Origin of the sequence: Pseudomonas fragi (genome assembly GCF_025426255.1) — a bacterium.
In the GTDB taxonomy this organism is placed as follows: domain Bacteria; phylum Pseudomonadota; class Gammaproteobacteria; order Pseudomonadales; family Pseudomonadaceae; genus Aquipseudomonas; species Aquipseudomonas kulmbachensis.
This window is the reverse complement of record NZ_CP104861.1, coordinates 275,047-298,301: the sequence shown is the minus strand read 5'-3', so window position 1 is coordinate 298,301 and position 23,255 is coordinate 275,047. Positions and strand designations below refer to the sequence as shown.

Annotated in this window: 27 protein-coding genes; 17 read left to right on the top strand and 10 right to left on the bottom strand. The window is 59.1% G+C overall.

Annotation, left to right across the window (positions count from 1 at the left end):
• Positions 1 to 8: 8 nt before the first annotated feature.
• Together N7D90_RS01490 and N7D90_RS01485 are read left to right on the top strand one after the other, a co-directional pair.
• On the top strand, positions 9 to 1,013 hold the full coding sequence (locus tag N7D90_RS01490; RefSeq protein ID WP_019828034.1) for an aspartate carbamoyltransferase catalytic subunit: 1,005 nt from the start codon (positions 9 to 11) through the stop codon (positions 1,011 to 1,013).
• Complete coding sequence (locus tag N7D90_RS01485; protein WP_261740575.1) at positions 1,010 to 2,281, top strand: dihydroorotase; 1,272 nt, start codon at positions 1,010 to 1,012, stop codon at positions 2,279 to 2,281. The genes N7D90_RS01490 and N7D90_RS01485 overlap by 4 nt, the downstream gene beginning before the upstream one ends.
• A gap of 117 nt (positions 2,282 to 2,398) precedes the next feature.
• Here N7D90_RS01485 and N7D90_RS01480 read toward each other — a convergent pair whose 3' ends face one another.
• The gene (locus N7D90_RS01480) at positions 2,399 to 2,815 is read right to left on the bottom strand and encodes an NINE protein (RefSeq protein ID WP_261740574.1); all 417 of its coding nucleotides are present in this window, start codon (positions 2,813 to 2,815) and stop codon (positions 2,399 to 2,401) included.
• A 252-nt stretch (positions 2,816 to 3,067) separates the two neighbouring features.
• Here N7D90_RS01480 and N7D90_RS01475 point away from each other — a divergent pair, with 252 nt between their 5' ends.
• On the top strand, positions 3,068 to 3,727 hold the full coding sequence (locus tag N7D90_RS01475) for a C40 family peptidase (RefSeq protein WP_261740573.1): 660 nt from the start codon (positions 3,068 to 3,070) through the stop codon (positions 3,725 to 3,727).
• Positions 3,728 to 3,924: 197 nt separating this feature from the next.
• Here the strand turns inward: N7D90_RS01475 and N7D90_RS01470 are convergent, their stop codons facing one another.
• The gene (locus N7D90_RS01470; protein ID WP_261740572.1) at positions 3,925 to 4,923 is read right to left on the bottom strand and encodes a type IV pilus twitching motility protein PilT; all 999 of its coding nucleotides are present in this window, start codon (positions 4,921 to 4,923) and stop codon (positions 3,925 to 3,927) included.
• A gap of 57 nt (positions 4,924 to 4,980) precedes the next feature.
• On the opposite strand from N7D90_RS01470, the gene N7D90_RS01465 reads away from it, so the two are divergent.
• The 10 genes from N7D90_RS01465 (at position 4,981) to N7D90_RS01420 (ending at position 11,997) form a co-directional block, all read left to right on the top strand.
• Positions 4,981 to 5,667 carry a YggS family pyridoxal phosphate-dependent enzyme gene (locus tag N7D90_RS01465; RefSeq protein WP_261740571.1) on the top strand — a complete coding sequence of 229 codons (687 nt, stop codon included), beginning with the start codon at positions 4,981 to 4,983 and terminating at the stop codon, positions 5,665 to 5,667.
• A 33-nt stretch (positions 5,668 to 5,700) separates the two neighbouring features.
• Positions 5,701 to 6,519, top strand: a complete 819-nt coding sequence (gene proC / locus N7D90_RS01460; RefSeq protein WP_261740570.1) for a pyrroline-5-carboxylate reductase — start codon at positions 5,701 to 5,703, stop codon at positions 6,517 to 6,519.
• A gap of 10 nt (positions 6,520 to 6,529) precedes the next feature.
• The gene (locus N7D90_RS01455) at positions 6,530 to 7,117 is read left to right on the top strand and encodes a YggT family protein (protein ID WP_261740569.1); all 588 of its coding nucleotides are present in this window, start codon (positions 6,530 to 6,532) and stop codon (positions 7,115 to 7,117) included.
• Positions 7,117 to 7,416, top strand: a complete 300-nt coding sequence (locus N7D90_RS01450) for a DUF167 domain-containing protein (RefSeq protein ID WP_261740568.1) — start codon at positions 7,117 to 7,119, stop codon at positions 7,414 to 7,416. The genes N7D90_RS01455 and N7D90_RS01450 overlap by 1 nt, the downstream gene beginning before the upstream one ends.
• 213 nt (positions 7,417 to 7,629) lie before the next feature.
• Complete coding sequence (locus N7D90_RS01445; RefSeq protein ID WP_261740567.1) at positions 7,630 to 8,769, top strand: homoserine O-acetyltransferase; 1,140 nt, start codon at positions 7,630 to 7,632, stop codon at positions 8,767 to 8,769.
• A 7-nt stretch (positions 8,770 to 8,776) separates the two neighbouring features.
• Positions 8,777 to 9,397 carry a methionine biosynthesis protein MetW gene (metW, locus tag N7D90_RS01440; protein WP_019828045.1) on the top strand — a complete coding sequence of 207 codons (621 nt, stop codon included), beginning with the start codon at positions 8,777 to 8,779 and terminating at the stop codon, positions 9,395 to 9,397.
• A 25-nt stretch (positions 9,398 to 9,422) separates the two neighbouring features.
• A complete protein-coding gene (locus N7D90_RS01435) occupies positions 9,423 to 9,860 on the top strand; it encodes a DUF4426 domain-containing protein (protein ID WP_261740566.1) in 438 nt (145 codons plus the stop codon).
• Entirely contained in the window at positions 9,857 to 10,453 is a 597-nt protein-coding gene (gene rdgB / locus N7D90_RS01430; RefSeq protein ID WP_261740565.1) for an RdgB/HAM1 family non-canonical purine NTP pyrophosphatase, read from the top strand. Before N7D90_RS01435 ends, rdgB begins: the two co-directional genes overlap by 4 nt.
• The gene (gene hemW, locus N7D90_RS01425; protein WP_261740564.1) at positions 10,450 to 11,664 is read left to right on the top strand and encodes a radical SAM family heme chaperone HemW; all 1,215 of its coding nucleotides are present in this window, start codon (positions 10,450 to 10,452) and stop codon (positions 11,662 to 11,664) included. Before rdgB ends, hemW begins: the two co-directional genes overlap by 4 nt.
• A gap of 9 nt (positions 11,665 to 11,673) precedes the next feature.
• On the top strand, positions 11,674 to 11,997 hold the full coding sequence (locus N7D90_RS01420) for a DUF3392 domain-containing protein (protein ID WP_261740563.1): 324 nt from the start codon (positions 11,674 to 11,676) through the stop codon (positions 11,995 to 11,997).
• Positions 11,998 to 12,209: 212 nt separating this feature from the next.
• Here the strand turns inward: N7D90_RS01420 and trmB are convergent, their stop codons facing one another.
• The 4 genes from trmB to N7D90_RS01400 form a co-directional block, all read right to left on the bottom strand.
• On the bottom strand, positions 12,210 to 12,932 hold the full coding sequence (gene trmB, locus N7D90_RS01415; protein ID WP_133075160.1) for a tRNA (guanosine(46)-N7)-methyltransferase TrmB: 723 nt from the start codon (positions 12,930 to 12,932) through the stop codon (positions 12,210 to 12,212).
• A gap of 9 nt (positions 12,933 to 12,941) precedes the next feature.
• Entirely contained in the window at positions 12,942 to 13,736 is a 795-nt protein-coding gene (locus tag N7D90_RS01410; RefSeq protein WP_261740562.1) for a thiazole synthase, read from the bottom strand.
• A 57-nt stretch (positions 13,737 to 13,793) separates the two neighbouring features.
• Positions 13,794 to 13,994 (bottom strand): sulfur carrier protein ThiS, encoded by a 201-nt coding sequence (gene thiS, locus N7D90_RS01405; protein ID WP_016782550.1) that lies wholly within the window; start codon positions 13,992 to 13,994, stop codon positions 13,794 to 13,796.
• Positions 13,995 to 14,074: 80 nt separating this feature from the next.
• A complete protein-coding gene (locus N7D90_RS01400; RefSeq protein ID WP_261740561.1) occupies positions 14,075 to 14,446 on the bottom strand; it encodes a DUF423 domain-containing protein in 372 nt (123 codons plus the stop codon).
• Positions 14,447 to 14,491: 45 nt separating this feature from the next.
• Here N7D90_RS01400 and mtgA point away from each other — a divergent pair, with 45 nt between their 5' ends.
• Complete coding sequence (gene mtgA / locus N7D90_RS01395; RefSeq protein WP_405046609.1) at positions 14,492 to 15,247, top strand: monofunctional biosynthetic peptidoglycan transglycosylase; 756 nt, start codon at positions 14,492 to 14,494, stop codon at positions 15,245 to 15,247.
• Between the two features lie 78 nt (positions 15,248 to 15,325).
• On the opposite strand, the gene rpoH is transcribed toward mtgA, so the two are convergent.
• The 4 genes from rpoH to ftsY form a co-directional block, all read right to left on the bottom strand.
• On the bottom strand, positions 15,326 to 16,180 hold the full coding sequence (gene rpoH, locus N7D90_RS01390) for an RNA polymerase sigma factor RpoH (protein ID WP_004419731.1): 855 nt from the start codon (positions 16,178 to 16,180) through the stop codon (positions 15,326 to 15,328).
• 114 nt (positions 16,181 to 16,294) lie between these two features.
• Positions 16,295 to 17,317: a permease-like cell division protein FtsX gene (gene ftsX, locus N7D90_RS01385; RefSeq protein WP_261740560.1), complete on the bottom strand. Its 1,023-nt coding sequence runs from the start codon at positions 17,315 to 17,317 to the stop codon at positions 16,295 to 16,297.
• Entirely contained in the window at positions 17,314 to 17,985 is a 672-nt protein-coding gene (gene ftsE, locus N7D90_RS01380; RefSeq protein ID WP_261740559.1) for a cell division ATP-binding protein FtsE, read from the bottom strand. The genes ftsX and ftsE overlap by 4 nt, the downstream gene beginning before the upstream one ends.
• A complete protein-coding gene (gene ftsY / locus N7D90_RS01375; protein WP_261740558.1) occupies positions 17,982 to 19,427 on the bottom strand; it encodes a signal recognition particle-docking protein FtsY in 1,446 nt (481 codons plus the stop codon). The genes ftsE and ftsY overlap by 4 nt, the downstream gene beginning before the upstream one ends.
• A 356-nt stretch (positions 19,428 to 19,783) precedes the next feature.
• Between ftsY and N7D90_RS01370 the strand changes: the two genes are divergently transcribed.
• From N7D90_RS01370 to rsmD, 3 genes are read left to right on the top strand one after another with little or no spacing between them, the layout of a single operon-like run.
• Entirely contained in the window at positions 19,784 to 21,139 is a 1,356-nt protein-coding gene (locus tag N7D90_RS01370; protein WP_261740557.1) for a M16 family metallopeptidase, read from the top strand.
• On the top strand, positions 21,132 to 22,622 hold the full coding sequence (locus N7D90_RS01365) for a M16 family metallopeptidase (RefSeq protein WP_261740556.1): 1,491 nt from the start codon (positions 21,132 to 21,134) through the stop codon (positions 22,620 to 22,622). Before N7D90_RS01370 ends, N7D90_RS01365 begins: the two co-directional genes overlap by 8 nt.
• The gene (gene rsmD / locus N7D90_RS01360; RefSeq protein ID WP_261740555.1) at positions 22,622 to 23,218 is read left to right on the top strand and encodes a 16S rRNA (guanine(966)-N(2))-methyltransferase RsmD; all 597 of its coding nucleotides are present in this window, start codon (positions 22,622 to 22,624) and stop codon (positions 23,216 to 23,218) included. The genes N7D90_RS01365 and rsmD overlap by 1 nt, the downstream gene beginning before the upstream one ends.
• Positions 23,219 to 23,255 lie beyond the last annotated feature (37 nt).

Sequence of the window (23,255 nt, the reverse complement as noted above, 5' to 3'; positions counted from 1 at the left end):
CCATTGCGATGACGCCTACCGACGCCAAGCGCCCGCTGCAGCTCAATGATCAGGGCCAGCTGCGCCACTTTCTGTCGCTCGACGGTTTGCGCCGTGAGCTGCTGACTGAAATCCTCGACACCGCCGACTCGTTCCTCGAAGTCGGCGCCCGGGCGGTGAAAAAAGTCCCGTTGCTGCGCGGTAAAACCGTATGCAACGTGTTCTTCGAGAACTCCACCCGCACCCGTACTACTTTTGAGATGGCCGCCCAGCGCCTGTCTGCCGACGTGATCACACTTAACGTGTCGACCTCGTCGGCGAGCAAGGGCGAGACCCTGCTCGACACCCTGCGCAACCTTGAAGCCATGGCCGCCGACATGTTCGTGGTACGCCATGGCGATTCCGGCGCGGCGCACTTTATTGCCGAGCACGTGTGCCCTCAGGTGGCGATCATCAACGGCGGCGACGGCCGTCACGCTCACCCGACCCAGGGCATGCTCGACATGCTCACTATCCGTCGGCACAAGGGCGGCTTTGAAAACCTGTCGGTGGCCATCGTCGGCGACATCCTGCACTCGCGGGTAGCGCGCTCGAACATGATCGCCCTCAAGACCCTTGGCTGCCCGGACATCCGCGTCATCGCGCCAAAAACCCTGCTGCCGATCGGTATCGAGCAATACGGCGTGAAGGTCTACACCGACATGACCGAAGGCCTGAAGGACGTCGATGTGGTGATCATGCTGCGCCTGCAGCGCGAACGCATGTCCGGTGGCCTGCTGCCGAGCGAAGGCGAGTTCTACCGCCTGTTCGGCCTGACCACCGCGCGCCTGGCCGGTGCCAAGCCCGACTGCATCGTGATGCACCCTGGCCCGATCAACCGCGGCGTCGAGATTGAATCCGCCGTGGCCGATGGTCCGCACTCGGTGATCCTCAATCAGGTGACCTACGGCATTGCCGTACGCATGGCCGTATTGTCCATGACCATGAGCGGGCAAACCGCCCAGCGCCAATTCGAACAGGAGAACGCCCAGTGAAGATCAGCATTCTCGGCGCCCGTGTAATTGATCCGAGCAGCCAGCTGGATCAAGTGACTGACCTGCACCTGGAAGCCGGCAAGATCATTGCTATTGGCGCAGCGCCAGTCGGTTTCACCCCGACGCAAACCATCGAAGCCAAAGGCCTGGTAGCAGCCCCAGGGCTGGTTGACCTGAACGTTGCCCTGCGCGAACCGGGTTACAGCCGCAAAGGCACCATTGCCAGCGAAACCCGCGCGGCCGCGGCCGGGGGCGTTACCAGCCTGTGCTGCCCACCGCACACCAAGCCGGTGTTGGACACTTCGGCAGTCGCCGAGCTGATCCTCGACCGCGCCCGCGAAGCTGGCAACTGCAAAGTGTTTCCGATCGGTGCACTGAGCAAAGGCCTGGACGGCGAGCAACTTGCAGAATTGATCGCCTTGCGCGACGCGGGTTGCGTGGCATTTGGCAACGGCCTCAACAGTTTCACCAATACCCGCACCCTGTGCCGGGCGCTGGAATACGCGGCCACCTTCGACCTGACGGTGATTTTCCACTCCCAGGACCGTGACCTGGCCGAGGGCGGTATTGCCCACGACGGCGCGATGGCAGCATTCCGTGGTTTGCCGGGCATCCCGGAAACCGCCGAAACCGTGGCCCTGGCCCGCGACTTGTTGCTGGTTGAGCAAAGCGGCGTGCGCGCACACTTCAGCCAACTGACCAGCGCTCGCGGCGTGGCCCTGATCGCTCAGGCCCAGGCCCGCGGCCTGAAAGTCACGGCCGATGTGGCGTTGTATCAGCTGATTTTGACGGATGAAGCGCTGGTGGACTTCTCCAGCGTTTACCACGTGCAACCGCCGTTGCGCACCCGTGCCGACCGCGATGGCCTACGTGAGGCCGTGAAGTCGGGTGTGGTACAAGCCATCTCCAGCCATCACCAACCCCACGAGCGCGACGCCAAACTGGCACCGTTCGGCGCTACCGAGCCGGGCATGAGCAGCGTTGAAGTGTTGCTGCCTCTGGCGATGACCCTGGTCGAAGACGGCCTGCTGGACTTGCCTACCCTGCTGTCACGCCTCAGCGCAGGCCCGGCTCAGGCACTGCGCCTACCGGCCGGCAAGCTGGCGGTGGGTTCGACTGCAGATCTGGTGCTGTTTGACCCGGCGGCTTCGACCCTGGTCGGCGAAAAATGGTATTCCAAAGGCGACAACTGCCCGTTCCTCGGCCATTGCCTGCCGAGTGCCGTGCGTTACACGCTGGTGGATGGCCGGATCAGTTACGAAGGCTGAAGCAGTACGACCAACCTGTAGCCGTGGGAGCGAGCCTGCTCGCGAAGATCATTCGCGAGCAGGCTCGCTCCCACAAAGGGCCTTGACCGGGCACAGAGTGTCGACAGGGTTCGTCAGTTAACGACGCTCTGCGTTCTTGATCGAGATCTGTGTATTCAAGGTCCAGAAGTCATACAAGATACCGATCAGGAACAAACCGCCGGTAAACAGGTAGATGATCCCCGTGATCCATTTACCCATGTACATGCGGTGTACACCGAACAACCCCAGAAACGTCAGCAGAATCCAGGCCACGCTGTAGTCAGTGTCACCTGCGGTGAAACGTAAATCGGCTTCACGGTCCATGCTCGGGATCAGGAACAAGTCGATCAACCAGCCAATACCCAGCAAACCCAATGTAAAAAACCAGATCGTCCCGGTCACCGGCTTGCCGTAATAGAAGCGGTGTGCGCCCAGAAATCCAAAAATCCACAGCAAATAGCCCAGCACTTTGCTGTGAGTATCGCGCTGTACATCGTCTCGATAGCCGCTCATAAATGCCCTCTTGGCTGCTGATAGAAAAATATTGTGAAGTTTTTTGTGACTTTTTTACTGTCGCGTAAAAGGTAAAAGTGTCTTACAAGAATTGCCGCAAAGCCTTGTAGTACCTGACCTACACCGTAGGCATGTGACAATTTGCCACCACCTTTGCGAAATTTGACCCCCAGGTCCAACCGACAAATGGCCTGAGAAAGGACAAAAAAGCTGTTATAAAGTTTCGCGTTTATAACCATTGAGCCCTGCCGAATGCGTCCTATATTCAAGACATGGCTAACCATTTGCCTATTAATGCCACTGGCCGCCCACGCCACCAATCGTGAGCAACATCTTCCTTCGGGCTTCACCGGTTACACCGCAAAACCATCTGCGGGCGTTGCCTATGTAGCCTCTAACAGCAAGGCCACGACCAAAACCGTAACACGTCCTGCGTCCAGTAAAGCCCACCGCAAAGCCCCCGGCAAAATTGCGACCGCTTCACTGGCCGCTGCCAACAAACAAAGCAGCACGGTGTTGAGCCGCGCAGTAAACGTGTTGGGCACCCCTTATCGTTGGGGCGGCAGCAGCCCAAGTAAAGGGTTTGACTGCAGTGGTCTGGTCAAATACGCCTTTAATGACGTTGCGGCCGTTGATTTGCCGCGCACCTCCAGCGAAATGGCCAGCGGTCATGGGCAAAAGGTCGAACGCAAGGATTTGAAACCCGGCGACTTGCTGTTTTTCAACATCAAGAGCCGCAAGGTCAACCACGTCGCCATCTACTTGGGCAACGACCGCTTTATCCATGCCCCGCGTCGTGGCAAGTCGGTGACTATCGACACGCTGAAGAAGCCTTACTGGCAGAGCCACTACGTGGTCGCCAAACGCGTACTGCCTAAAGAAGCCGGCACTCTGCGAGTAGCTCAGCGCTAAACAGCAAAACCTGTAGCCGCTGTCGAGCTCCGGCGAAGCTGCGATCGGCGATGTAGTCGTCGTGAAATCAGGCGCTATGGTGTGCCAGTTGAATCCGGGGCTCAGGGTTTACCGAACGCAGCCTCGTTCTACTCGTCAGCGGCTACAAAGATACTTCATGCTCGCTCCCACTGGGGGCTTGACCTGGAACAGAGTATCTACAAGGTGTTGATCAGCCCTTTCTCCCTCAGCCGTTCCAGGCACATCTCCAGCGTCTGCATGCCAACCGCCCCGCCGGTCTGGATTGCCGAGAGCATCTGCGCCACCTTGTTTTCCCGGATCAGATTTCGAATCGCAGGCGTAGCCAGCATGATTTCGTGAGCCGCTACCCGCCCGCCTCCGACCTTTTTCACCAGCGTCTGGGAAATCACCGCCTGCAGTGACTGCGAAAGTAGAGTGCGCACCATGGTCTTTTCTTCGCCGGGAAACACATCCACCATCCGGTCGATGGTCTTGGCCGCCGAGGAAGTATGCAACGTGGCCAACACCAGATGCCCGGTTTCCGCTGCTGTCAGTGCCAGCCGGATGGTGTCCAGGTCTCGCATTTCGCCGAGCATGATCACGTCCGGGTCCTCACGCATGGCCGAACGCAAGGCTGCAGCAAAGCTGTGGCTGTGGCGATGCACCTCGCGCTGATTGATCAGGCACTGGCGCGGTTCGTGGATGAACTCTATTGGATCTTCAAGAGTAAGGATGTGCTGCTGGCGGGTGCTGTTGAGGTGATCGATCATCGCCGCCAGGGTGGTGGTCTTGCCCGAGCCCGTAGCCCCCGTCACCAGGATCAGCCCGTGTGGGGCATGGCAAAGCTGGCTGAATACCTCGCCCAGGCCCATCGACTCAAGGCTGGGTACTGCCTGGGAGATACTGCGAAACACCGCACCCGAACCGCGCTGCTGTTCAAAGGCATTGACCCGAAAGCGGCCTAACCCCGGCACGGCATAGGCAAAGTCGGCTTCATGTTGCGCCTCAAACGCGCCGCGCTGGGCATCGGTCATGGTGCTGTGGATAAGCCCTCGCGCCTGCTCCGCCTCCAGCATCGGTAAATCGCAGCGCTGCATATCGCCATCTATGCGCAGCATCGGCACCACGCCCGCTGACAGGTGTAAGTCCGAAGCCCCTTGGTTGACGCTGAACGCCAACAGGTCGGCGATATCCATCCCCCCTCCCAATTCCAGTAGAATGCCGCAGACTTTCACAACGGCGGGCTTAAACGAATGTCCACGATAGCAGGCAACATTGCCCAGGTTGAGGCTCGCATCCGGGCTGCAGCACTGGCTGTGCAACGTGATGTAACGAGCATTCATCTACTCGCTGTCAGCAAGACCAAACCTGCTGCCGCGTTGCGTGAGGCCTATGCCGCCGGGGTTCGCGACTTTGGCGAGAATTACTTGCAGGAGGCCCGCGCCAAACAGGTTGAATTAGCCGACCTGCCCTTGTGTTGGCACTTCATCGGCCCCATTCAATCGAACAAGACGCGCGACATCGCCGAGTATTTTGCCTGGGTGCACTCCGTGGACCGGTTGAAAATTGCCCAGCGCTTGTCTGAACAGCGCCCCGAAGACCTGCCGCCGCTCAATATCTGTATTCAGGTCAATGTCAGTGGTGAGGCCAGTAAATCAGGCTGCACCCCGGCAGACTTGCCTGCGCTGGCAGCCGCTATCAGCGCACTGCCACGTGTGAAATTGCGCGGCTTGATGGCGATTCCGGAGCCGACTGAAGACCGCACCGAGCAAGACGCCGCGTTTGCCACGGTACGCACGCTGCAAGAGAGCCTGAATATGGGCCTCGACACGCTTTCAATGGGCATGAGCCACGACCTGGAGTCGGCTATTGCCCAAGGCGCCACCTGGGTGCGCATTGGCACTGCATTATTTGGCGCCCGCGACTACGGCCAGGCCTGAAAGGGCCTCCCTCATTTTTTATAAGGATCGGTTATGAGCAAAACGCGTATTGCCTTTATCGGCGCCGGAAACATGGCTTCCAGCCTGATCGGCGGCCTGCTGGCCAAAGGTCTGGATGCAGCACAGATCCGCGCCAGCGATCCCGGTGCCGAGACTCGGGCCAAAGTGGCCGCCGAGCATGGCATCGAACTGTTTGCCGAAAACGCGCAGGCGATTCAAGACGCCGACGTAATTGTGATCGCAGTCAAGCCGCAGGCCATGAAAGCCGTGTGCCAGGACCTGCGTCCGCACCTGTTGCCGCATCAACTGCTGGTATCGATTGCCGCCGGTATCACCTGCGCCAGCCTGCTCAACTGGCTGGGTAACCAGCCGCTGGTGCGCTGTATGCCCAATACCCCGGCATTGCTGGGCAAGGGCGTGAGCGGCCTGTACGCCACCGCGCAGGTGAGCGTCGAGCAACGTCAACTGGCCGAGCAACTGCTGAGTGCCGTGGGCATTGTGGTGTGGGTCGATAGCGACGCGCAGATCGATGCCGTGACCGCCGTATCCGGCAGTGGCCCGGCGTACTTCTTCCTGCTGATCGAAGCCATGACCGATGCCGGGGTCAAACTCGGCCTGCCGCGCGAAGTCGCCAAGCAGCTTGCCGAACAAACGGCGCTGGGCGCCGCGCACATGGCCGTGGGCAGCGATGTCGACGCCGCCGAATTGCGCCGCCGCGTGACTTCGCCAGCCGGGACGACCGAAGCTGCAATCAAATCATTCCAGGCCGACGGCTTCGCAGCCTCGGTCGAAAAAGCATTGAGTGCCGCCGCGCACCGCTCGGCCGAAATGGCCGAACAACTGGGTCAATAAGGAGCACATGATGTCCGGACTAAATGGCGCAGCCATTTTCGTAATTCAAACCCTGGGTAGCCTCTACCTGCTGATCGTTCTGCTGCGGTTTATCCTGCAGCTGGTGCGGGCCAACTTCTACAACCCACTGTGCCAGTTCACGGTAAAAGCCACCCAACCCCTGCTCAAGCCTTTGCGCCGGGTGATTCCGAGCCTGTTCGGCCTGGACATGTCGTCGCTGGTGCTGGCCATCGTGGTGCAGATGGTGATTTTCGCCGTGGTGCTGACACTCAGCTACATGTCGTTCAACGTGCTCGGCCTGCTGCTGTGGGCGATCATTGGGGTGACCGCGCTGTTTTTGAAGGTGTTCTTCTTTGCCTTGATCATCAACGTGATCCTCTCGTGGGTAGCACCGGGCAGCACCAGCCCTGGCGCTGAGCTGGTCAACCAGATCACCGAACCTGCCCTGGCACCGTTCCGCCGCTTTCTGCCGAGCATGGGCGGCCTGGATATCTCGCCAATTCTGGCGTTTATGGTGATCCAGTTGATCCAGAGCTACGTGATCCCGCCATTGGCCATGTATGTCGGCATGCCGGTCGTGTTGTTCGGCCTGATCTGATGAGCTACTTCCGTTGGGACGGCGAGGATCTGATTCTCGACTGCCACCTGCAACCCAAGGCCAGCAGCGACGAGTTTGCTGGCCTGCACGGTGAGCGTCTGAAAATCCGCCTCACCGCCCCACCGGTAGAAGGCAAGGCCAACGCCCACCTGATGGCCTTTCTGGCCAAGGCGTTCGGCATCTCCAAAAGCCAGGTAAGCCTGATCAGCGGCGAACTCAACCGGCAGAAACGCGTGCGTTTGCGCGCACCGAAAAAACTGCCGGATTTGCCGGGACTGGCCAGGCCCGATCATTTGTAGCAGCTGCCGAAGGTACGAGGCTGCGTTCGATTGCGAAGCGATCGTAAAACCAGAGTGCACTTTTAAACTGACACACCGTACTGCCTGAATTTACGACGGCTTCGCCGCCGAACGCAGCCTCGTACCTTCGGCAGCTGCTACGGAGTTTCTTGTCCTTGCCGCTCTGCCCCCCGCTCATTAGACTTACGCCTCATTTAAATGAGAGCAGGGTCGATGCCAACTGCCTTTCCCCCCGATTCCGTTGGTCTGGTTGTGCCGCAAATGGCGCACTTCAACGAGCCCCTGGCTTTAGCCTGCGGCCGCTCACTGCCTGCCTATGATCTGATCTACGAAACCTACGGCCAGCTCAATGCCACGGCCAGTAATGCCGTGCTGATCTGTCACGCGCTATCAGGGCACCATCACGCGGCGGGCTATCACAGCGCCGATGAACGCAAGCCCGGCTGGTGGGACAGTTGCATAGGTCCCGGCAAGCCCATCGATACCAACAAGTTCTTCGTCGTCAGCCTGAACAACCTGGGCGGCTGCAACGGCTCTACAGGCCCGAGCAGCATCAATCCCGATACCGGCCGCCCGTTTGGCGCCGAGTTCCCGGTATTGACCGTTGAAGATTGGGTCCATAGCCAAGCACGCTTGGCTGACCGGCTGGGTATCAACCAGTGGGCCGCAGTGATCGGTGGCAGCCTGGGCGGCATGCAGGCGCTGCAATGGAGCATCAGCTACCCGGATCGCCTGCGCCATTGCCTGGCAATTGCCTCGGCACCCAAATTGTCCGCGCAAAATATCGCGTTCAACGAAGTCGCCCGTCAGGCCATCCTCACCGACCCCGAGTTCCACGGTGGTTCGTTCCAGGAAAAAGGCGTGATCCCCAAGCGCGGCCTGATGCTGGCGCGCATGGTCGGGCATATCACGTACCTGTCCGATGACTCGATGGGTGAGAAATTCGGCCGTGGCCTGAAGAACGAAAACCTCAACTACGACTTCCACAGCGTCGAGTTTCAGGTCGAGAGCTACCTGCGTTATCAGGGCGAAGAGTTTTCCGGGCGTTTCGACGCCAACACTTACCTGTTGATGACCAAGGCGCTGGACTACTTCGACCCGGCAGCCAACTTCGACGACGACCTGGCCAAGACCTTTGCCGGGGCCAAGGCGCGTTTTTGCGTGATGTCGTTCACCACCGACTGGCGTTTCTCGCCAGCCCGCTCGCGGGAACTGGTGGATGCACTGATGGCCGCGAAAAAAGACGTGTGCTATCTGGAGATCGACGCTCCGCAAGGCCATGACGCCTTCCTGATTCCGATCCCGCGCTACCTGCAAGCCTTCAGCAACTACATGAACCGCATAGAACTGTGAGAACGCCATGAGAGCCGACCTGGAAATCATCCAAGACTGGATCCCCGCTGGCAGCCGCGTGCTCGACCTCGGTTGTGGTGATGGCGAACTGCTGAGCTGGCTGCGCGACAATAAGCAAGTCACCGGCTACGGTCTGGAAAACGACCCGGACAACATCGCCGAGTGTGTCGCCAAAGGCATCAACGTGATCGAACAGGATCTGGACAAGGGGCTGGGCAACTTCGCCAGCAACAGTTTCGACATCGTGGTCATGACCCAGGCGTTGCAAGCCGTGCATTACCCCGACCGGATCCTCGACGAAATGCTGCGGGTGGGCCGCCAATGCATCATTACCTTCCCCAACTTCGGTCACTGGCGCTGCCGCTGGTACTTGGCCAGCAAGGGGCGGATGCCGGTTTCCGATTTTCTGCCCTACACCTGGTACAACACGCCGAACATTCACTTCTGCACTTTCGAAGACTTCGAAGCGCTGTGCCGTGGGCGCGAAGCACAAGTGATCAATCGCCTTGCTGTAGATCAACAACATCGACACGGGTGGGCGAGCAAGATATGGCCTAACCTGTTGGGCGAGATTGGCATTTATCGTGTCAGCAGTCCTGGCCTTCAGGATCATCAAGTCGCGGTCTGAATCCGCACGTTCAAGGAGAATGACAATGGGTCGTATTGGATTACTACTGCTTTCGATGTGTTTTGGCATGCAGGCATTTGCCGCTGATGGCACATCTGCCCAACGTCAGCAGACGTTTGGCGACACAACGGTGTATTACAACGCGTTCCCGTCGACTTTCCTGACGCCGGACATCGCCAATGAAGTGGAAGTCACCCGCAGCAAAACCAATGCGGTGCTAAACATTACTCTGAACAAGGGCGGCAAGAACATTGCAGCCAACGTTCAGGGCACGGTCCAGAGTGGCGACGCCAAGCCAACGCCGCTGACTTTCCGTCAGGTGGGCAAGAACGGCGAAATCAATTACCTGGCCCAGTTCCCGGTGGCTGGACCGCAGACCTTCACCTTCAAGGTCGATGTGAAGGCTGGCGGCGCAACCTCTGAAACCATCCAATTTTCTCAAATGGTCGCTCCAATCGAATGATGAACCTTACGCAACTGGTACTGGCTAGCCACAACGCCGGCAAACTCAAAGAACTTCAGGCCATGCTCGGCGAGTCGGTGCAGTTGCGCTCGATTGGAGAGTTCAGCAGCGTCGAACCGGATGAAACCGGTTTGTCGTTTGTTGAAAACGCAATTCTTAAAGCCCGCAATGCGGCGCGCATCTCGGGTTTGCCGGCGCTGGCCGATGACTCGGGGCTGGCGGTGGACTTTCTCGGCGGCGCCCCAGGCATTTACTCGGCGCGTTATGCCGACGGCAAAGGTGACGCGGCGAACAATGCCAAGCTGCTTGATGCTCTCAAGGACGTACCCGAAGCCGAGCGCGGCGCGCAATTTGTCTGCGTGCTGGCACTGGTGCGCCACGCCGATGATCCGCTGCCGATTATCTGCGAGGGCCTGTGGCACGGGCGCATCCTGCCCGCTGCCAGCGGCGAGCACGGTTTTGGCTATGACCCGCTGTTCTGGGTGCCCGAGCGCAACTGCTCCAGCGCCGAACTTAGCCCGACGGAGAAAAACCAGCTGAGCCATCGCGCCCGTGCCATGGTTTTGCTGCGTCAGCGTTTGGGCCTGAAATGACCCACGACACACCACCACAGCCGCTCTATCTGGGCGCGGCTGGCTTTACCCAGCAGGCGCCGCGCGCGCCGCTGAGCCAATTGCCACCCTTGTCGCTGTACATCCATATCCCGTGGTGCGTGCGCAAATGCCCGTATTGCGACTTCAACTCCCACACCGCAAGCCCGGTGCTGCCCGAAGACGAATACGTCGACGCGCTGCTGGCCGATCTCGATCAGGACCTGCACGCGGTTTATGACCGTGAACTGAGCTCGATCTTCTTCGGCGGCGGTACGCCGAGCCTGTTCAGCGCGCAAGCACTGGGGCGCCTGCTCAAGGGCGTTGAAGCGCGTATCCCGTTTGCCAGCGATATCGAAATTACCCTCGAAGCCAACCCCGGTACGTTCGAGCAGGAAAAGTTCGTGGCTTACCGCAAGCTGGGGATCAATCGCCTGTCGATCGGTATCCAGAGCTTCCAGCAAGAAAAACTGCAGGCCCTGGGCCGTATCCACAACGGTGACGAAGCCGTGCGTGCGGCCGGGATGGCGCGCCAGGCGGGCTTTGACAACTTCAACCTGGACCTGATGCACGGTTTGCCCGATCAGTCGCTGGACGATGCCCTGAGCGACCTGCGCCAGGCTATCGCCCTCAAGCCGACTCACCTCTCGTGGTATCAGCTGACACTGGAGCCCAACACGGTGTTCTGGAATCAGCCACCGGTCCTGCCAGAAGACGACACGCTGTGGGACATTCAGGAAGCCGGTCAGGCGCTGCTCGCCGAACACGGCTACGCCCAGTACGAAGTCTCGGCCTATGCCCAGCCGGGTCGCCCGGCGCGGCACAACCTGAACTACTGGAGCTTTGGCGACTTTATTGGCATTGGCGCTGGCGCCCACGGCAAATTGAGCCATCCCGATGGCCGTATCGTGCGTACCTGGAAAACCCGCCTGCCAAAGGATTACCTAAATCCAGCTAAAAACTTTCAAGCAGGCGAGAAAACTCTTACAGCTGAAGAGCTACCCTTTGAGTTTCTAATGAACGCCTTGCGCCTGACCGATGGTGTCGACTCGGCGCTTTATCCACAGCGCACCGGGTTGCCCCTCGACAGCTTGAGCGTTGGACGCAAAGAAGCCGAACAAAGTGGCTTATTACAGGTCGAACCGTCACGACTGGCGGCTACTGCCCGAGGCCAGCTGTTTCTCAACGACTTGCTGCAGCACTTTTTGACTTAAGGAACTCGAATGGACTTGGTACTTGACCTGCTTGCCACCGTATCGCGCTGGAGCCGCAGCCATCTTTCGGAGATCGCTCTGGCCCTGACTGGCTGTGTGCTGGTGCTGTTTGGTGCCGACTTCAAGGGCTGGGTCGAGCAACGCCTGGGCAGCATCGCCGGCGCACTGCGCGTGCCATTGATGGCGTTGTTGTGCCTGATCGGCAGCGGCGCAGCACTGATCTACGCCACGCCGTGGGTCGAACGCGGGCTGAGCCAGTTCAACAACTACAGCCTGGCACCGGTGTTGCTGGTGGTGCTGGTGTTGATCGGAGTGGTTGCAGATCGGCGCTGAACACTATGGCCACACCGATTTCGTAGCAGCTGCCGAAGGAACGAGGCTGCGTCCGGCGGCAGAGCCGTCGTAAAGTCAGATAACGCGTTTTTTTCAGGAAGACTGCGCATTCAGGATTTACGACCGCTTCGCGCTCGAACGCAGCCTTCGGCAGCTGCTACAAATGCCGTGCGGAACCGGCCTCAGAGTTGAGGCCGGTATGAAAAAACCGCTTACGCCAGTTTTTCGAACTTCAGATCCCACACGCCATGCCCAAGACGTTCGCCACGGCGTTCGAATTTGGTCACCGGGCGCTCAGGCGGACGCGGCACGCACAGGCCGTCTTCGGCCAGGTTACGGTAGCCCGGCGCAACGTTCATCACTTCCAGCATGTACTCGGCATACGGTTCCCAGTCGGTCGCCATGTGCAGCACGCCGCCAGCCTTGAGCTTGGAGCGCACCAGTTCGGCGAAGGACGCTTGCACGATCCGGCGCTTGTGGTGACGGCTCTTGTGCCAAGGGTCCGGGAAGAACAGGAGCAGACGGTCAAGGCTGTTGTCAGCCACGCAACGGGTCAGCACTTCGATCGCATCGCAATCGTAAACCCGCAGGTTGGTCAGGCCCTGGGTCAGCACGCCATTGAGCAGCGCGCCAACACCCGGACGGTGAACCTCTACCCCGATAAAGTCCTGTTCAGGCGAAGCAGCAGCCATTTCCAGCAAGGAATGGCCCATGCCGAAGCCGATTTCGAGGGTGCGCGGCGCAGAGCGACCGAATACCTGATCGAAATCGACCGGCGCGTCAGCCAGCGGCAGAACGTACAGCGGCGTGCCTTGATCGAGACCGCGTTGCTGGCCTTCGGTCATGCGCCCGGCGCGCATCACAAAACTCTTGATGCGACGGTGTTGGCGATCTTCGCCTTCTTCCGGGATTGGGGTGTCTAGTGATTCAGTCATCAGTGGCTCTTACTTGATCAGACCATCCAGCGGCGAAGAGGCGCTGGCATAGAGTTTTTTCGGCATGCGCCCGGCCAGATACGCCAGACGGCCCGCCACAATGGCGTGCTTCATGGCTTCGGCCATGATGATCGGGTGCTGGGCGTTGGCGATGGCCGAGTTCATCAGCACCGCCTCACAGCCCATTTCCATGGCAATGGTCGCGTCGGAGGCAGTGCCCACACCCGCATCGACCAGTACCGGAATTTTTGCTTCTTCAAGGATGATGCGCAGGTTGTAGGGGTTGCAGATCCCCAAACCGGTGCCAATCAGACCCGCCAGCGGCATCACGGCGATACAGCCCATGGCTTCAAGCTCGCGGGCAATGATCGGATCATCGCTGGTGTACACCATCACGTCGAAACCGTCCTTGACCAGAATCTCGGCAGCCTTGAGGGTTTCGATAACGTTAGGGAACAGGGTTTTCTGATCGGCCAGCACTTCGAGCTTGACCAGCTTGTGGCCGTCGAGCAGCTCACGGGCCAGACGGCAGGTGCGCACGGCTTCAACCGCGTCATAGCAACCGGCAGTGTTGGGCAGGATGGTGTAGCGATCCGGCGGCAGCACGTCGAGCAGGTTCGGCTCGCCCGGGTTTTGACCGATGTTGGTACGGCGCACGGCAACAGTGACGATTTCAGCACCCGAGGCTTCAATGGCCAGACGGGTTTCTTCAAGGTCACGGTACTTGCCGGTGCCTACCAGCAGGCGCGACTGATAAGTACGGCCAGCCAGGGTAAAAGGCTTGTCGGTGCGAACGTTGCTCATCGGGAATCCTCTGTAATTGTGTGCACTGGGGGCGAGCGTAAAGGGTGGAGCGAAAACCTAGCCACCACCGATGGCGTGCACCACTTCGACCTGATCGCCTGCCTTGAGTACCGTCTCGGCATGCTGGCTGCGCGGGACGATGTCCAGGTTAAGCTCGACCGCGACCCTGCGGCCGGTCAGCTCCTGACGTGCCAGCAGGTCCGCAACGGTCTCGCCGTCCGGTAGTTCAAAGGATTCACCGTTCAACTGAATGAGCATGCGCGACGCTGCCTTCATTTTAAGGGGCCAGCATTCTATCCCGATCAGTCAGGTCGACCCAAGCCATTCATCTTGCGGGCTTAGCTCAGGCGCCAGGCGGCCAGGCCCAAACACAGCCAGCCGGCCAAAAATGCCAGACCACCAAAGGGCGTGATGATCCCCAGCTTGCTGATACCGGTCATGGTCAGCAGGTACAAACTGCCGGAAAACAGCACGATGCCAAGGGCGAAACAGACACCGGCCCAGGTCACCAAACGCCCTGGAAGATGAGTGGCCAGTAGGGCCACACCGAACAGAGCCAGGGTGTGCACCAGTTGGTAAGTCACGCCTGTATGAAAAATAGCCAGGTACTGTTCACTCAAGCGACCTTTCAGGCCGTGGGCGGCGAATGCACCCAGCGCAACACCGGTAAAGCCGAAGAACGCGGCCAGCATCAAAAAAACGCGCAGCATGAGGTAACTCCAGTCAGGATCATCGAATGGCGCAGGGTCTGTATAATGGCCCGCTCAACGGGTTCGGCCAAGCCATCTATGCTGCGTTTTCTTGTTCATCGCATTCTTAAAGCCCTGCTCTGGTTCGCAGTGGGCAGCGCATTACTGGTGCTGATTTTTCGCTGGGTGCCACCCCCCGGCACGGCGCTGATGGTGGAGCGCAAGGTCGAGTCGTGGTTCGACGGCGACCCCATTGACCTGCAACGCAGCTGGCGTCCCTGGAATGAAATTTCCAACGACCTCAAAGTGGCAGTCATGGCTGGCGAAGACCAAAAGTTCCCCGAGCATTGGGGTTTTGACTTTGGAGCGATCCGGGCCGCGCTGGTACACAACGAGCAGGGCGGCACGTTGCGCGGCGCCAGTACGCTGAGCCAGCAAGTGTCGAAGAACCTGTTTTTATGGTCTGGCCGCAGCTGGTTGCGCAAAGGCCTGGAAGCCTGGTTTACCGGGCTGATTGAAGTGCTCTGGCCCAAGCAGCGGATTCTTGAGGTGTACCTCAATAGCGCGGAGTGGGATGAAGGGGTGTTTGGGGCCGAAGCGGCGGCTCAGCATCACTTTGGTGTAAGCGCCAAGAACCTTTCGCGCCAGCAGGCCAGTTATCTGGCTGCGGTGCTACCCAGCCCGCTGAACTGGAGCGCCAGCCATCCCAGCTCATACGTGAGTCGTCGCGCAGGCTGGATTCGCCAGCAAATGAGTCAGTTGGGCGGGGACAGCTACCTCGACGGCCTGAACACCTCGCGTAAGGCGCCATGGGCTGATTGAAGCTGCCAGTTTTTTGTGAGCTCGCCGCACAAACAAAAACGCCCCGATCAGATCGGGGCGTTTTATTGTCGGGCCGTGTTAGGCGGCAATCGACAGTTTGAGCTTGTTCATCGCGCTTTTTTCCAGCTGACGAATACGCTCTGCAGACACGTTGTACTTCTGTGCCAGGTCGTGCAGCGTGGCTTTTTCTTCAGCCAACCAGCGCTGATACAGAATGTCACGGCTGCGGTCGTCCAGTACTTCCAGCGCTTCATGCAGGTTGCTGGTGGAGTTATCGGTCCAGTCAGCATCTTCCAATTGGCGCGCCGGGTCGTACCGGTGGTCTTCCAGGTAGTTGGCTGGCGACTGGAACGCACTGTCGTCGTCAGCTTCGGCCGCCGGATCGAACGCCATGTCGTGACCGGTCAGGCGGCTTTCCATCTCGCGGACTTCACGAGGCTCTACGCCGAGGCTTTCAGCCACACGATGAACTTCGTCGTTGTTCAGCCAGGCCAAACGTTTTTTCTGGCTGCGCAGGTTGAAGAACAGTTTGCGCTGAGCCTTGGTGGTCGCGACTTTCACGATCCGCCAGTTACGCAAAATAAACTCGTGGATCTCTGCCTTGATCCAGTGAACGGCGAACGAAACCAGACGCACGCCCATTTCAGGGTTGAAGCGTTTGACCGCCTTCATCAGGCCGACGTTGCCTTCCTGGATCAGGTCAGCCTGAGCCAGGCCATAACCCGAATAACTACGGGCAATGTGTACAACAAAACGCAGGTGGGCGAGCACCATCTGCCGAGCCGCCCCCAAATCCTGCTCATAGTAGAGACTCTCGGCCAGTTCACGCTCCTGCTCCGGTGTCAGCAATGGAATGCTGTTCACCGTGTTTACATAGGCCTCAAGGTTCGCACCAGGGACCAACGCATACGCAGGTTGCAAAGAAGTGGTCATACGAAAAAACCTCCGTCTTACATAACTCGTGCAGTTCAGCACTGCGAAAGTTGACCGGGAATTCAGAAAAAAGTTCCCAAAAAAAGCTGAAAAGGTCAACAGGTGTAAAAGGAACTACTTGGGCGAAAGCTCACGTAAGTGACGCGCTACTGCAATCCATGCACCGATATACCCTAACAGCACCGCGCCAAGCAAGAGAGACAGACCATCGGCTACCGGCACACCCGCCAAAGCAAAATTGCTGCCGTACAAGCCAGCCAACCCTACCACCGCGTCATTTAACCAGTCCAAGCCGAATGCCAATACGCCCCAGGACAATACTCCCGCACCAAAGCCATAAAGCGCACCCATATAAAGAAATGGCCTGCGTACATAGCTGTCAGTACCACCAACCAGCTTGATGACTTCGATTTCGATACGGCGATTCTCGATATGCAAACGAATCGTATTACCGATAACCAGCAGCAAAGCCGATACCAGCAATACCGTCAAGCCAAACACAAAGCGATCACCCAACTTCAGGATGGCCGCCAAACGCTCGACCCAGACTAGATCAAGTTGCGCCTGTTGCACCTTCGGCAACTGCGCAAGACGCTCGCGAAGGGCTTCAAGGGTGGCTTTATCGACTTCGGCCGGGGTCACCAGCACCACACCGGGCAACGGGTTATCAGGCAACTCTTTCAGCGCTTCGCCCAGCCCTGACTGCTGCTGGAACTCTTCGAGGGCCTTTTCGCGGCTGATAAATTCGGCGTCAGCCACCCCCGCCATACCTTTTATCTGATCGCTGAGTTTTTCACCCTGCTCACTGCTGGCATCCATCTGCAAATACAACGAAATCTGCGCCGCACGCTGCCAGGAACCGCCCAGACGCTCGACATTGTTCAGCAACAACGACAAGCCCATGGGCAAGCTCAGCGCAACGGCCATTACCAGACAGGTAAAAAAGCTGCCAATTGGCTGCTTGCCAAGGCGTTTGAGGCTGTCGAGCAAACTCGCACGGTGGGCCTCAACCCAGGCGTGAAACAGCATGGCGAAGGTCGGACCATCGTCATCATCGTGTTTTTTCTTCGGCGGCTGCGGGTCGGCGGCCTTGGGCGCTACGCGTTCGGACACTTTGGAGCTGCGGGTCGCACTCATACAGCAGCCTCCCCGTCGCCAATCAATCGCCCGCGCTGCAAGGTGAGCATGCGATGGCGCATACGCGCGATCAGCGCCAGGTCATGGCTGGCAATCAGTACGCTGGTGCCCAAACGGTTGATGTCTTCAAATACGCCCATGATTTCCGCCGCCAAACGCGGATCGAGGTTACCGGTGGGTTCATCGGCCAGCAGCAAGGCCGGACGATGGACGATGGCGCGGGCAATACCGACACGTTGCTGTTGGCCCGTGGACAAGTCTCCGGGGTACAGATCGGTTTTATCCGACAACGCCACGCGCTCCAGTGCCGAGTCAACGCGCTTGGCGATCTCGGCCTTGGACAACCCGAGGATTTGCAGGGGCAAGGCAACGTTGTTGAATACCGTGCGATCAAACAGTAACTGGTGGTTCTGGAACACCACGCCGATCTGGCGACGCAAAAAAGGAATCTGCGCGTTGCTGATCTGCCCCAGGTCCTGCCCCGCCAGCAGCAATTTGCCGGTGGTCGGGCGTTCCATTGCCAGCAACAGGCGCAACAGCGTGCTTTTGCCTGCGCCGGAGTGGCCGGTCACAAAGAGGAATTCACCTCGACGGACCCGAAAGCTCAGCTCGTGCAGGCCCACGTGTCCATTTGGATAGCGCTTACCGACCTGCTCGAAACGAATCATGGACGCTCCCGCTCCGCAAATAGAGCCTGGACAAAGGGTTCGGATTCAAAATCACGCAAATCATCGATGCCTTCACCCACACCGATAAAGCGAATAGGGATATTGAATTGCTTGGCCAGGGCAAAAATGACCCCGCCTTTGGCCGTGCCATCCAGCTTGGTCAACGCCAGGCCGGTAAGAGCAACGGTCTGGTCAAACTGTTTGGTCTGGCTAATAGCGTTCTGCCCTGTACCGGCATCCAGTACCAGCAGCACTTCGTGCGGGGCGTCTTCGTCGAGCTTGCCGATAACCCGGCGAACTTTCTTCAGCTCTTCCATCAGGTTGTCTTTGGTATGCAGGCGCCCGGCAGTATCCGCGATCAAAACGTCGATGCCACGGGCCTTGGCTGCTTGCACGGCGTCAAAGATCACCGAAGCCGAGTCAGCACCCGTGTGCTGGGCAATCACCGGAATGTTGTTGCGCTCACCCCACACCTGCAACTGCTCGACGGCGGCTGCGCGGAAGGTATCACCGGCCGCCAGCATGACTTTCTTGCCTTCGAGCTGCAGCTTTTTAGCCAATTTGCCAATGGTAGTGGTTTTGCCCGCACCATTGACGCCCACCACCAGAATCACGAAAGGCTTGTTCCTGGATTCGATTTTCAGCGGCTGCTCAACCGGCTTGAGCATGGCTGCCAACTCATCCTGCAATGACTTGTACAGCGCGTCGGCATCGGTCAGTTGCTTGCGGGCGACTTTCTGCGTCAGGTTTTTAATGATCACCGACGTTGCTTCAACACCCACATCGGCGGTCAGCAAGCGGGTTTCGATCTCTTCAAGCAGATCGTCATCGATAACCTTTTTGCCCAGAAACAGGCTGGCCATACCTTCGCCGATACTGGCGCTGGTTTTGGACAGACCCTGCTTGAGACGGGCAAAGAAGCCGGTCTTGGGCTCAGCCGCAACTACCGGAGCCGGGGCGGGGGCTTCAACCACAGGTACAGGTACAGGTGCAGCCACTACCGGAACAGGCACAGGCACGACCACCGGCGCTACGACGGCAACTGGTTCTGGTTCTGGTTCTGGTTCTACAAAAGTCTCGACCACCTCAAGCACTTCAACCACAGGCTCAGGGATCGGCGGCACGAGATGCGGCGCTTGCACATCCTCGACCAGCGCCACCGGCTCTTCGGCAACGGGCAAGGACGGCCATGGCGCCGGCTCAGGAACGATCTGTGGGACAGGGGCCAGCTCAACAACAGGCGCTGCCGTCACCACTACCACTTCAGGGGTTGCCTCGACGACCACTGGCGTGGCCTCGATCAACGGCTCTGGGGTGATTTCGGGAGCAGGCGCGGGTTGTTCCACGACGGTTTCCTGCGGCTTTCTGCGCAGCCATCCGAACAGGCCTTTTTTCTCGCCAGCCGCAGCTGGGTTCTTCTTGTCGTCGTTGGAACCAAACATGGAGGACGGCTATCTCATCGTAGCGACGCGCCACTGTGGCGCCCCGGCAAATAATATTCGGTGTGAAACAGACTGCAATTTTGTCAGCTTGTTCGCACGCAACTGTGATCCGAGGGTAAAACACACCTCGTGAGCTTCGTATTAACTCGGGTCTGGAACGGGAAAATCGGCAAAAAAGCGAAATTTACCGTGATACATCCACACTTCCAAGCGGGCTTCTATACTGCCCGATCAAACTTCGTCTGATCGTCAAAGGCCTGATAGGCGTGGCCGCCAGTAAAACGGATCAGTATCCTAGCACCTCCTCACCCGCAGACGCTAAGGCCAAGCGGGCAGCCCAACAGGTTTAAAAACGAATGAACGCTCTAGCCCGCCGCGCTGCTGGCCTGTTGCTCAGCACAGTTTTAGTCCCGCTTTCGGCCCTGGCGGCCGAACCACAGCCTACCCACGAGTTCCGCCTGGACAATGGCCTGAAAGTCATCGTGCGCGAAGACCACCGTGCACCCGTGGTGGTATCCCAGGTCTGGTACAAAGTCGGCTCAAGTTACGAGACGCCCGGCAAGACCGGCCTGTCCCACGCCCTTGAACATATGATGTTCAAAGGCAGCAACAAGGTCGGGCCCGGTGAAGCCTCTCTGATCCTGCGCGACCTTGGCGCACAGGAAAACGCCTTCACCAGCGACGACTACACCGCTTATTACCAGGTACTGGCCCGCGACCGCCTGGGCGTTGCCTTCGAACTTGAAGCCGACCGCATGGCCAGCCTTCGCCTGCCGCCTGAAGAGTTCAAGCGCGAAATCGAAGTCATCAAGGAAGAGCGCCGCCTGCGCACCGACGACCAGCCCATGAGCAAAGCCTACGAGCTGTTCAGCGCAATGGCCTACCCTTCCAGCGGCTACCACACCCCGACCATCGGCTGGATGGTCGACCTTGAGCGCATGAGCGTTGGCGAACTGCGCGACTGGTACGAAGAGTGGTATGCGCCCAATAACGCCACGCTGGTAGTGGTGGGTGACGTAACCCCGGACGAAGTCAAAGCCCTGGCCCAGCGCTACTTTGGCCCGGTTGCGAAACGCGAGATCCCGGTTGCCAAAATCCCGCTGGAGCTGCCGACCCCTGGTGAGCGCCTGCTCAAGATTCACGTACAGACCCAACTGCCAAGCCTGATGCTGGGCTTTAACGTGCCAAGTATTGCCACCGCCAAAGACCCGGTTACCGCTAACGCCCTGCGCCTGATTTCTGCGCTGCTGGACGGCGGCTACAGCGCGCGCATGCCAACCCAACTGGAACGCGGCGAAGAACTGGTCTCCGGCGCATCGTCCAGCTACAACGCGTTCACCCGTGGCGACAGCCTGTTCATGCTTTCGGCGATGCCCAACAGTCAGAAAAAAGTCACGCTGGCACAGACCGAAGCCGGTTTGTGGCGCTTGCTCGACGACCTGAAAAAGACCCCGCCTACCACTGAAGAACTGGAGCGCGTGCGCGCCCAAGTGATTGCCGGTCTGGTTTACGAGCGTGACTCGATCACCAGCCAGGCCACCTCGATTGGCCAACTGGAAACCGTCGGCCTGTCCTGGAAGCTGATGGACTCCGAGCTGGCTGATCTGCAAAAGGTCACTCCAGCTGATATCCAGCAAGCGGCCCGCACCTATTTCACTCGCGACCGTCTCAGCGTTGCGCATGTACTGCCCGAGGAGAAAACCCATGAGTGAGCGTAAAGGTTCCCGCTACGCACTGCTCGGTCTGAGCGCCGTCGTACTGGTTGGCGCACTCGGCTACTTTTTCGCCAACCCCGACCAGTCGGTTGCCAGCCAGGCGCTGGATAAGGCCAAGACCGAGCACAAGCTGCAATCCTTGGCCGAACTCGACGGCAAGGCACCCAGCCATCGTGAGCTGGACGTACAGACCTGGAAAACCGCCGAAGGCTCCAAAGTACTGTTTGTCGAAGCCAGGCAACTGCCGATGTTCGACCTGCAACTGACCTTCGCAGCAGGCAGCAGCCAAGACGACTCCACCCCCGGCCTGGCCCTGCTAACCAATGCCATGCTCAATGAAGGCGTGGCCGGCAAGGATGTCGGCGCCATCGCCCAGGGTTTTGAAGGCCTGGGCGCGGAATTCGGCAATGGTGCTTATCGCGATATGGCCATAGTTTCGTTGCGCAGCCTGAGTGACGCCGACAAACGCACCCCGGCGCTCAATCTGTTCTCTGAGGTTGTGGGCAAGCCTGCGTTCCCGGCCGACTCATTGGATCGGATCAAAAACCAGTTGCTGGCCAGCTTTGAATTCCAGAAGCAGAACCCCGGCAAACTGGCCAGCATCGAGCTGTTCAAGCACCTGTACGGCGACCACCCGTACGCCCACGCCAGCGATGGTAATGCCCAAAGCATCTCTTCAATTACCATCGACCAGCTCAAGGCCTTCCACAACAAGGCTTACACAGCAGGCAACGCGGTGATCGCGATTGTTGGCGACTTGTCTCGCGCTGAAGCCGAAGCCATCGCGGCCCAGGTCTCTGCCGCCCTGCCAAAAGGCCCGGCCGTCACCAAGACTCTGCAGCCTGGCGAACCAAAAGCGGGCCAGACTCATATCGAGTTCCCGTCCAAGCAAACCCACCTGCTGCTGTCTCAGCTGGGTATAGACCGTGCTGATCCGGACTACGCCGCGCTCGCACTGGGTAACAGCATCCTCGGTGGTGGCGGTTTCGGTACACGCCTAATGACTGAAGTCCGTGAAAAACGCGGCCTGACTTACGGCGTATACTCCAGCTTCACACCCATGCAGGCCCGTGGTCCGTTTCTGATCAACCTGCAAACACGTGCCGAATTGAGCGAAGGCACGCTCAAACTGGTGCAAGACATTTTGGCTGACTACCTGAAAAACGGTCCGACGCAAAAAGAACTCGACGATGCCAAGCGTGAATTGGCGGGCAGCTTCCCGCTGTCCACTGCCAGCAACGCGGCCATCGTCGGCCAACTGGGCGCAATGGGCTTCTATGATTTGCCTTTGGACTATCTGGAAACCTTCATGCAGAAGTCCCAGGACCTGACCACCGAGCAGGTCAAGGACGCCATGAACAAGCACCTGAGCGCCGACAAAATGGTCGTAGTGACCGCCGGCCCTACCGTGCCGCAAAAACCACTGCCACCTCCTACCGACAAACCTTCAGAGCAACCTCTTGGGGTTCCGGAGCATTAATGGCAAAGCCAAAAAACACATCGCACTCGGGTGCGGGTCAGTTACGCATCATCGGCGGGGAATGGCGCAGCCGCAAGCTGGACTTCCCCCATGTAGAGGGCCTGCGCCCTACGCCGGATCGCGTGCGTGAAACCCTGTTCAACTGGTTGGCCCCGCATATCGGCGGCGCCAAAGTACTGGACGTATTCGCCGGTAGCGGCGCGCTGTTCCTCGAAGCCATGTCCCGCGGCGCGGCCAAAGGCGTGGCGCTGGACAGCAACCGCGATGCGATCTCCAACATTCGCGAGAACATGGGCATCTTGCGTTGCACTGTTGGCGAAGTGCAGCAAACCGACGCCCTGCGCTACCTGGACGCGACCCCGAGTGACACCTTCGACGTGGTGTTCCTCGACCCGCCGTTCAACAAGGACCTGCTCAAGCCTGCCTGCGACCTGCTGGAGCAGCGCGGCTGGCTGGCCGAGGACGCCTGGGTTTACACCGAAAGCGAGTTGCGCCCGTCCGAACTGGGCCTGCCCGCCAACTGGCGTCTGCACCGCGAGCAAAAAGCCGGAGGCGTGAACTACGCCCTGTGGCAGCGCGAGGCAATCGCACAGTAACAGCTAAACCTGTAGATACTCTGTAGCCGCTGCCGCA